Origin of the sequence: Apibacter adventoris (assembly GCF_002964975.1) — a bacterium.
Taxonomy (GTDB): domain Bacteria; phylum Bacteroidota; class Bacteroidia; order Flavobacteriales; family Weeksellaceae; genus Apibacter; species Apibacter adventoris.
This window is the reverse complement of the sequence record NZ_PSZM01000035.1, coordinates 1-9,971: the sequence shown is the minus strand read 5'-3', so window position 1 is coordinate 9,971 and position 9,971 is coordinate 1. Positions and strand designations below refer to the sequence as shown.

Sequence of the window (9,971 nt, the reverse complement as noted above, 5' to 3'; positions counted from 1 at the left end):
TCAGCATCTGACTGCTGATAAGTTCCCTTAAACTGTATAATGCTTCTTCTTTTAAACCATCCAGATCTTCTATGACTATATGTTTACCTACCAGATCCCATTCCCCCCAATTGTACAAACTACTCTCGGTAATCCGGGTAAATCTCAGCACATCTTCCGGGGGTAATAAATCGGCTATCTTACTTATAAGGTGGGTTTTTCCGCTTCCTGAGCTTCCTTGTACGATGCCATGCAGCGGATTTTTTGTCTTATAACTACTGGCAATAATAAAAAGCAACAACCGTGTATTCTCCTCCCCTATAATGCCGCTCTGACCGATATGATCGTTAATTGTGATAAGGGATAAGTTGGAAATTGGAACTACGAAGTCAGAACTTTCTTCTAATTTCTCTCCTGTTATTCCTAACTTATTCGTACTTCTTACTTCTAAATTCACTCTTTTATTTATTAGCTCCCTAAAGATCTCTTTCTCATGCAACTGTAAAACCTCATTCACATCTTTATTGGGCAACTCTACTTGGGATATTTTTATTTTTTGATCGACCTTTGACGATTCTTTTCGTAATTCTAAAATCTTACTTCTTATTTGCTCTGCTCCTTTTTTTCCTGCTTCATCCATATCAAACATAATAATCACTTCTTCTAACTGCTTTAATTCTCTTATGGCGTCTCTGTGTTCCTTTGTAAAGCCGTTCACGCCGTAACAGGCTAACAGACTGTAAGAGGTAAGGGGTAAGGGATAAGGTAATAAGCTGGCGCAATCAATAACTGATTCTGTTAATATAAGTACTTTTGTATCTTCTTTGGGATAACCCGGATACAACCCCCTCCTATCCTTTAAATAATAGTGCCCTTTATCTTTAATGCTTCGACCGTAAAGACTTACTACTTTTTTGTTCTTATCTTTCAACGGAAACACTAAACAGTTTACTAAGCCTTTATACGTACGGCCATTATATCCTATTTCCAGTTTCTCCAAATCTAAATTCCTAACTTCTAAGTACTTTTTTGAACTCTCCCGGTGGTTCTGCTTCATCTTATAAAATACTTCTTCTAACTTCTCCATCGGTAACTCTTGATACTCCCGGTATTTTTGATTATCTGTTGACGATTGTTGATTATTCTTACTTCTAATTTCTAAATTCGTCATTTCTTTGGCTTTGAGCAGAGCCTCATGTTTGCTTAGATTTTCTTTATACATAATAAAGTCTATGACATCGATTACTTTGTTGGATTGGGGACAGTTTCCGCTGTAACACCGCACAGTGTCGGAATCTTCAAACACCTGCATACTCGGCGTTTTATCCTCATGAAACGGACATCTTAGCATCTTAGATCTTACTGCTAATTGATAATGGGCTAAGACTTCTTTAATGCTTAGGTGCTGTTTGATTTCTGCTATAGTCATAACTCTTGTTTTTTATTGACTAAATTTTATTGTGTTTAATTTAACAACAACAAAATTAAATAAAAGTTTTCTTTTTAACAACTTAAATGTTTTCATTTTCATTACTATTTGCCTATAATTGCTTTTTTAGCTACTTTTGTTTGTATGAATATCGCTAATAATATTAAAGATATAAGGGAACAAAAAGACCTTAAACAAATTGAAGTGGCTAATTATATTGGCGTTGATAAGTCTGCTTATTCTAAAATTGAAAAAGGGGTACGTAGTTTAACTATTGATGAGCTTCATAAAATGGCGCATTTATTTAATATGACTACGGATCAAATTATAAATTATGATGGTTCTATCCCTAAAGAAATTACTATTGAGGACAAGAATGAAGTAGAGCAAATAAGGCTTATTCAACAACTGGAAGAAGAGGACAAACAAACTATTTTTAGATTAGTGGATAAAATGCTTACTAATAAAAAATTTAAAGATTTTTTTACTAAAAACGCTGCTTCTTTATAAGTAAAATTATTATTATATATAATTAAAAAACAATCCTTTTGGATTGTTTTTTTATCTAATAAATTATAGTTTTTTACTATATTTGCTCCTGACAATCCATTTTATGAACATAATAAGGACAAAGTGTATCACTAATAATACGGGCAGGCGTAAGGGTGAAAGTCCCCAGACTTTTCTACTTCGTAGAATGGGTTGTCAGCGACCTGCCTATTTTTTAAACCCAAATATTTTTTACCATGACAACCCCAAACAAAAAAGTCGAAACCAACAAGGATTTCTCTATTTCCTTAACTTTTAAAAACAAACAAAACTACCTCTTTACTCTAAATTCCCTCTGTAATCTCTGTAAGTCCTCTCTTATCCTTTCTTTGGAACAACCTGAACTCCAGGAACACAACCATTGGGACTTATTCAACACCATTGAACTACTCAGATTGCTTTGCTTGGACGAGGAAATTATTGAATAAAAAAAGCCCGCTCAGTGGGCGGGTTATTTTTGTTTATTATTTACTATCTATCTTTTTGAATTTTTAACATTTTCTTTAATTCCTCTTCTTGTATTTTAGATAAATCCCAATACCACCACTTATTTAAATTATTCCTTTCATTAAGAAATCTCCTATTATAAGGAATCTTAAAAAGACTCAAAAGTAAAATAACTACTTTTTGTATTTCATTTTCTGGCAAATTAACAATCTTATATAAATTATTCATGTTTATGCCTTTTTCTAGTAATATACAAGGGGTATATGTTCGTTTCAAACCAGAATCCAATATTGCTAAATCAATATCTTCTTTAATTGGTTTAGATTGAATAATTAAATTAGATAAATCTTTTAAATAATTCCTTTTATCTTCTAATGACATTTCATAAAAAGAACTTAGTAATATCTCTTTACTTTCAATTCCTTGACCATATTTATTTAATAATAATTCTTGAGTTAAATTCATATTAAAATTAAAATGACGTTTTAGGGAAGATTTTTATAAATGGTTTGGACTCATCAACAGCCCCCTTAAATATATCCATATTCTTAGGCATATTATCTAATAATGATTTCGACCCGGGTAAAGAATTTTTAATTTTATTAAATAATTTTCTATTTATATTCGGCAAAACATAGTCCCAATCAGAATAGGCTCCAGCAGTTCCACTTGCTCTACTTCCTACAACTGTTATTGGTTTATTTATTCTAGTAGCTGCATTTCCAATTCTTTTTATCTCTCCTTGTGTTAATACTGTCGGATCTACATTTGTTTCTATTTTAAAGAGATCCTTACCTATGTTTTTAGCCTCATTAGCACCTCCTTTTGTTTCTTGAGCTAATACACCCCCTGCTCCTGAAGCTCCATATCTAGCTGTTACTATACCTACTGTAGCATCTAATAGATCCCCAGCAATAGTTGTTTTAGAACCTTCTGGCAATTTTGTTACACCTATTCCACCATCTCCCCTATATCGGGTTCCATCCCCAAAGGCTCTTGATGCTAAATTCATAACACCTGCTCTAGCATCACCTATGAAACTAATAGTTCCACTTACTATGATTTCTGCCATATCAGGCTCTCCCCAAATATAAGATTCATTCTGCTTTCCGTTGGGATCTATATATCGTATTGGGTTTTGATAGGTATATCCATACGTATTAAGGTTTCCTGAGTTAAATACTCCCCCATTATGTTGACCGTCTATGTAGTGCTCAACTTCAAAGATTGGGTTGTAACCGCTTAATGGATCCGTTGACAACCACACAAACTCCCTCGGATTATAATACCTAGCACCGTAGTAGTATAACCACGTTTCCTCATCCAGTTCCTTGCCATTAAATAGGTAAGGGGTATTCCAACTCTGGTTCCTTTCCTCAATAAACACCTCACCAAACGGTACATATGCTACATGCTGTACTATTTGCGCGTCTAAGTTAGTAATATAACTGCTACTTCCCAAATGATCCGCATGATAATAATACTGCATCTTTTCATATTATTCTTCATTCCCTTTGCCGATTCCGCCTCCATAGGCTTGGAGTTTTTTATCCTTTCCTTCACAACAGAAGCCTGAACCGTTTACATAATCATTATGGTCTTTTCCATGATAAGGCTCTTCAAATACGCATAGTGGGCTTTATTTAGGAGTAACCTCTGTAAATCCTCCCTTATCCTTTCTTTGAAACATCCCGAACTCCAAGAACACAACAATTGGGTTTATTCAACACCATTGAACCCCTGCGCTTACTCTGCATGGACGAGGATATTATTGAATAATAAAAAAAACCGCTTAATAGCGGGGCTTGTTTATTAATTTATTGTTTTAATTTATCTCTTCCTCAAACCTAGTTCAAAAGAGCGAAAATATGCTATTTTTTCATATTAATTTTAGCCTTTTCAACCAATGCTTCATTTTCATAAAACTCTTTGATAGGATAACTTTTTCCTTTATTATAATATTCTAAAAAAATTTCTGATGCTGTTTTATCACTTTTTTCGATAGCTAACTTTAGATAATCCAATGCTAATTCTTTAGTTAAATCATCCAAACAATTTAAATTGTGATCTTCCACACATCCTCCTGACACCATTAATATCTCATATACATCATAATATGCTCTAGGATAATGATATTTATTAGCCATCATTAATGAATATGGTAACATATCTAAATAATTTGATTCAAAATATTTTGTACTCAATTCTTCATAAGAAGTAATATTTCCTTTTATTATATTAATCTTTAATTGCTGAAAATCAGTTATATTTCTCTTATTTTTTGTGCAAGCAGTTAACAATAAAAGTAAAATTAATAATCTTAAAAATGATAATCTCATATTTTATTTTTTACAATTTCCACTAGAGCATCCTTCTGGAATTATTTCATTTACTGATGCAGAAGTAGTATCTGTTGATTTAATTTCCTTAATATTACTATTAAACCATTTCTCCTTATATGTATTAGGATTCCATGATCCATCATATTCATCAATAAGTTTACCTGCTTTATAAACTCTCCATTTTCCTGAATCTATAGGTTGAACATCTGAATAAATCCCTAAAAAACTAGTCCACTCTACAGAAGTTGTAGACCCAATAAATACTTGATCAGGATGACCAGAAGATATTATTTGCAATCTAGTTTTTAATGAGTTACCATTATTATCCATTCTATCTCTAGCTAAATTACACCCATACATAACTACAACTAAATTCCCTATTTTTTCTCTATTCCTCCATTTTTCACTATCTCTAGTTAAAAACTGATTGAAAGAGTCTGGTCCATTTATAATATCTCCTTTTTTATTGTTTTCAACAACTCTCGCTCCATGGGTTCCTGCATGACTAACAATTGTTAAAATATTTGATTTATTACTTAAAGCCTTTCCTCCATTTATTAAAGCTTTGTCATCTTTTTTTGGATCTGTAGATGTTATGCCATAAATTACATCAGCTTGCTTACCATTTGGATCAATGTATCTTATTGGGTTTTGATACGTATACCCATAGGTATTTAAGTTAAATGAGTTGTAAACTCCTCCATTATGTTCACCATCAATATAATGCTCATCCTCTAATATTGGATTATAACCACTCAATGGATCCGTTGACAACCAAACAGACTCCCTTGGGTTGTAGTATCTGGCTCCGTAGTAGTATAACCCCGTTTCCTCATCCAGTTCCTTGCCATTAAACAGGTAAGGGGTATTCCAACTCTGGTTCCTTTCCTCAATTAACACCTCCCCAAACGGTACATATTCTACTTGCTGTACTATTTGCGCGTCTAAGTTAGTAATATAACTGCTACTTCCCAAATGATCTGCATGATTATAATACTGCATCTTTTCATATTCTTCATTCCCTTTGCCGATTCCCCCTCCATAGGTTTGGAGTTTTTTATCTTTGCCTTCACAGCAGAAGCCTGCTCCGTTTACATAATCATTATGGTCTTTTACATGGTAAGGCACTTCAAAATACGCATAGTGGTTTTTATTTAGGTAGTAAAATCCTTTCTTATCCTTTCTTTAAAACATAAAGAACTGAACTCTCCGAGCACAACCATTGGGACTTATTCAATACCATTGAAATCCTCAGACTACTCTGTTTGGAAGAAGAAATTAGTTAAATAAAAAAGCCCCGCTAATTGAGGGGCTTTTTATTTAGTACAATAAGTTATTATAGATTATAACCACCTATCTCTTTTGAAATATTTATCATGTCCTAATTTTTATTTTCTCTATTACGTAATGAAATAAATTCCAATATTTGATAAATACCATTATAAGGTTTACCTTCTTCTAATTTTAAAATATAGTTTTTACCATCAAAATCTTGTAATTTAAGCCTCGTAAATTTCTTCTTATTAAGAATATTACTTTTAAATTCTTCTTGCATAGCAATTATTACAGCCTCTATATTAAAATAATCAACCATATAATTATTAGTAATTAATCTTTTATTAGTAATTAATACAAAATCTTTGTTTTCTTTATAACATATTAAAATCTTTTCATCTTTATCCTTAATTTTTAATAGATCAAAATATTCTTCTTCATTTTGTTCATTAATTATTTTTGTGTACTTTCCTTCTCCCCCTTTTCTCTTAAATATAGATATTATAATTGATGATAAATCTTTCATTATTTCAATGTTTTTTGCATTATTACACCTTCTCCTGATTTCTCAAAAGAATATCCAAAACGTTTAATTACTTGAGGATTTAAAAATCCGTCATTAACAATAGAAGAACCATAAATTGATATTTTATCTGCCTTTGCTTGAATAGCCTCTTGTTCAATTGATTTAATTAAAGACCTAAAGTTTCCAAGACCCTTATCTGCAGATTTTATATAAAAAATATTCCTGTTGAAAGTATTACCAACTAAACCTTTTGTTCCATAAATACTATATACCCCTACTTTCTCAACATTTTTAACTGATTCTTTAAATAAGGCCTGTGAAAAAGTTTCTTCTGCAAGCATAAGCGGTTTTGCTCCTTTTGCTAAAGGAATAGCCATTGCCAATTTCATAGTGGAACCAGCCGTATTTAACTCATTCCCAAATCTATCTGCTCCTGTTATATATCCTTGTATTCCATCCCACGCTAAGGCTATCGGGTTATATTGATCTGTTTCATATACAACCCTATGAACCCAATCCATAAAACTACCACTTCCATCTCCTCCATAAAATTGACCTCCTGAAGTTACTCCCGAATTATTACTTCTACTATACTCAGGGTTCCCATATACTGTTAAATCTCCATTTGAATTTGTATATGTCCAATTCCCTCGTGTAGTTCCTTGATATTGCGTGCCTGTATCTGAATCATAATAGTAGTCATCAGCACCTGTGGAAGCGCGGGTAGGATCTCCTTCCGGCATCATACCAGTCGGATCAGTATAATTAATTGGATTTTGGAAAGTATACTGATACGGAGTACCTGTCATTTCATGCATAGGGTCTACACTTAAGAAGATAGACTCCCTAGGATTATAATACCTAGCCCCGTAATAGTATAATCACGTCTCTGCTCCAAATTCCCCTCGCGCGAACTTCTCCTTTTTATTCCTCTCCTGTTTCCTTGTCCAAACAACTACACAACAGCTATTTCAATAAACTCCTACCCCAAAGATATAAACTTTTTTCAGTTAAACTGGCTATACTGTGCCTGAGTAAATGGGGATAGATTCTTTTTTTGATCCGGGTTCTTTGTATGATTCTTTTTAAGACCTGATAAATACCGTCCGGGGTAAGATTTCCTTGTATTCCTTGTACTAATTTATTGCCTGTATTAATCGGTCGTTCGGTCTCTATATATTCTGTTATAATTTCTAACGATCTTTTATTTATGAGCACTTGCCTTTGTCTTTTAGTTTTACTCTTTTTTACTAAAAGGAGTTTATTCTCTCTGTCTATATCTTCCAACTCTATATTCGATACTTCGCTTAACCGGAGTCCTAAACTGTATAAACAGACTAATACTACCTTGTCTCTTACATCTTTACAGCTTTTTAGTAATTCCTCTATTTCTGCTATACTTACTATATCTATGGGTAAGACTTCTTTTTTATGGTGTTCTTCTTGTAGGTAATGAACCTCTTTTTCTACTTCTGATAAATAGTGGAGATAGGTTTTCTTTTGGTAGTAATACAGTTGTAAGGTGGAAGGCTTAAGGGATAAGGATGGATTGTCCGTTTTAGCCTCATATAATTCGGCTCTTTTTAACAACCCCCGAATACTACTCTTTTGATAGCCTTTTAACTCTAAATACTTTTTATAATGATGTAATCGTTCCTGATTTTTCATAATTCGTATTTCTAATTTCGTACTTCTCTGACTTTTTAGGTTATACTTTTTGGGAATTAGGAACACTTACCTTATAAAACATTGATTATATTTATAGTAGACTATTTTTAGGTGTTCCCAACCTGTTCCTTTTCTGTTTCGTTTTTTAATTTCTCTATTTGGATTTGTAGTTGTTCTTTGATTCTCATTCTTAGTTTCTGATAATCGTCCCAATACAGGATCTTGTATTTAATCCCTATTCGTTCATGCCCGCCTATGGGTTTTATATAATCTAACTCTTTTAAACTCTGGATATATCGGAACATCTGTGTTTTACTTATGTTTAAACTTTGTCTCACTTCTCGTAAATAAAATTCTTTATCCTTACTCTTTAAATACTTCTTTAATCTCTCATAAAACTGCCTCAAACTGCCATCCAATTCATCTATCTTGAGTAAGATACTCTCAAACAATATCTCCGTGGCTTGTTCTAAGTCTTCTATCTCTGTATAGATCCTGCCGTCTTTGTAGTTTCTCTGACGTTGGTTTAAATACGTAATCTGTCTTATAATGCTTTGGTACATCTCGTTTAACCTCCGTATCTTATGTACTTCTTCGGGAAGCTCTAACTTCGTGGCATAGGGATTTATCACTTCTACTTCCTGTAAGTTCCGTATATATTCCTGTAACTGCTCCTTAGCTCTTATTTCTTCTTCCTTACTTACTTCTCCGGCATATTTCTTATTCTGATACGCTATGATCTTTTTGCTCTGATTTGTACTTTCGTCTACCGCCAGTATAAAGCTCCGGCTTATATTGTCTTCGTACAAATCGCCTTTGGTAGTGGCGCTTAAACTGCTAAACTGGCCCCGTACTTTCTTTTGGGTACTTTTGATATTGCCTTTTTTATCTTTAACACTTACTGAGCTGCTCAGCATCTGACTGCTGATAAGTTCCCTTAAACTGTATAATGCTTCTTCTTTTAAACCATCCAGATCTTCTATGACTATATGTTTACCTACCAGATCCCATTCCCCCCAATTGTACAAACTACTCTCGGTAATCCGGGTAAATCTCAGCACATCTTCCGGGGGTAATAAATCGGCTATCTTACTTATAAGGTGGGTTTTTCCGCTTCCTGAGCTTCCTTGTACGATGCCATGCAGCGGATTTTTTGTCTTATAACTACTGGCAATAATAAAAAGCAACAACCGTGTATTCTCCTCCCCTATAATGCCGCTCTGACCGATATGATCGTTAATTGTGATAAGGGATAAGTTGGAAATTGGAACTACGAAGTCAGAACTTTCTTCTAATTTCTCTCCTGTTATTCCTAACTTATTCGTACTTCTTACTTCTAAATTCACTCTTTTATTTATTAGCTCCCTAAAGATCTCTTTCTCATGCAACTGTAAAACCTCATTCACATCTTTATTGGGCAACTCTACTTGGGATATTTTTATTTTTTGATCGACCTTTGACGATTCTTTTCGTAATTCTAAAATCTTACTTCTTATTTGCTCTGCTCCTTTTTTTCCTGCTTCATCCATATCAAACATAATAATCACTTCTTCTAACTGCTTTAATTCTCTTATGGCGTCTCTGTGTTCCTTTGTAAAGCCGTTCACGCCGTAACAGGCTAACAGACTGTAAGAGGTAAGGGGTAAGGGATAAGGTAATAAGCTGGCGCAATCAATAACTGATTCTGTTAATATAAGTACTTTTGTATCTTCTTTGGGATAACCCGGATACAACCCCCTCCTATCCTTTAAATAAT

9 protein-coding genes and 1 pseudogene are annotated in these 9,971 nt (G+C 33.4%); 1 reads left to right on the top strand and 9 read right to left on the bottom strand.

Features of this window, described 5'->3' with window-relative positions:
• Positions 1 to 1,408: CHC2 zinc finger domain-containing protein (locus C4S77_RS05070; protein WP_181042824.1), on the bottom strand; the 1,408-nt coding region annotated here is incomplete at its 3' end.
• Between the two features lie 144 nt (positions 1,409 to 1,552).
• On the opposite strand from C4S77_RS05070, the gene C4S77_RS05065 reads away from it, so the two are divergent.
• A complete protein-coding gene (locus C4S77_RS05065) occupies positions 1,553 to 1,918 on the top strand; it encodes a helix-turn-helix domain-containing protein (protein ID WP_105246540.1) in 366 nt (121 codons plus the stop codon).
• A 510-nt stretch (positions 1,919 to 2,428) separates the two neighbouring features.
• Here C4S77_RS05065 and C4S77_RS05060 read toward each other — a convergent pair.
• The 8 genes and pseudogenes from C4S77_RS05060 to C4S77_RS05025 all read right to left on the bottom strand — a co-directional run.
• Positions 2,429 to 2,869, bottom strand: coding sequence for a DUF5958 family protein (locus tag C4S77_RS05060; protein ID WP_105246539.1), 441 nt, complete (start codon positions 2,867 to 2,869; stop codon positions 2,429 to 2,431).
• Between the two features lie 7 nt (positions 2,870 to 2,876).
• Positions 2,877 to 3,893: an RHS repeat domain-containing protein gene (locus C4S77_RS05055; RefSeq protein ID WP_221405095.1), complete on the bottom strand. Its 1,017-nt coding sequence runs from the start codon at positions 3,891 to 3,893 to the stop codon at positions 2,877 to 2,879.
• A gap of 382 nt (positions 3,894 to 4,275) precedes the next feature.
• Positions 4,276 to 4,743 (bottom strand): hypothetical protein, encoded by a 468-nt coding sequence (locus tag C4S77_RS05050; RefSeq protein ID WP_105246538.1) that lies wholly within the window; start codon positions 4,741 to 4,743, stop codon positions 4,276 to 4,278.
• Positions 4,744 to 4,746: 3 nt separating this feature from the next.
• Positions 4,747 to 5,874, bottom strand: coding sequence for an RHS repeat domain-containing protein (locus tag C4S77_RS05045; RefSeq protein WP_105246537.1), 1,128 nt, complete (start codon positions 5,872 to 5,874; stop codon positions 4,747 to 4,749).
• Between the two features lie 253 nt (positions 5,875 to 6,127).
• Positions 6,128 to 6,547, bottom strand: a complete 420-nt coding sequence (locus tag C4S77_RS05040) for a PH domain-containing protein (protein WP_105246536.1) — start codon at positions 6,545 to 6,547, stop codon at positions 6,128 to 6,130.
• A pseudogene (locus C4S77_RS05035) lies at positions 6,547 to 7,416 on the bottom strand (RHS repeat-associated core domain-containing protein); the annotation flags it as partial. The pseudogene C4S77_RS05035 and the gene C4S77_RS05040, both read right to left, overlap by 1 nt.
• Before the next feature lie 97 nt (positions 7,417 to 7,513).
• Positions 7,514 to 8,215 carry a tyrosine-type recombinase/integrase gene (locus C4S77_RS05030; RefSeq protein ID WP_105246535.1) on the bottom strand — a complete coding sequence of 234 codons (702 nt, stop codon included), beginning with the start codon at positions 8,213 to 8,215 and terminating at the stop codon, positions 7,514 to 7,516.
• A 107-nt stretch (positions 8,216 to 8,322) separates the two neighbouring features.
• The coding region (locus C4S77_RS05025) for a toprim domain-containing protein (RefSeq protein WP_105246534.1) at positions 8,323 to 9,971 on the bottom strand (1,649 nt) is incomplete at its 5' end.

Coding starts and splice junctions, on each gene's coding strand:
- C4S77_RS05040 (WP_105246536.1), bottom strand. CDS start 6,547: ATGAAAGATTTATCATCAATTATAATATCTATATTTAAGAGAAAAGGG.
- C4S77_RS05065 (WP_105246540.1), top strand. CDS start 1,553: ATGAATATCGCTAATAATATTAAAGATATAAGGGAACAAAAAGACCTT.
- C4S77_RS05050 (WP_105246538.1), bottom strand. CDS start 4,743: ATGAGATTATCATTTTTAAGATTATTAATTTTACTTTTATTGTTAACT.
- C4S77_RS05055 (WP_221405095.1), bottom strand. CDS start 3,893: ATGCAGTATTATTATCATGCGGATCATTTGGGAAGTAGCAGTTATATT.
- C4S77_RS05060 (WP_105246539.1), bottom strand. CDS start 2,869: ATGAATTTAACTCAAGAATTATTATTAAATAAATATGGTCAAGGAATT.
- C4S77_RS05030 (WP_105246535.1), bottom strand. CDS start 8,215: ATGAAAAATCAGGAACGATTACATCATTATAAAAAGTATTTAGAGTTA.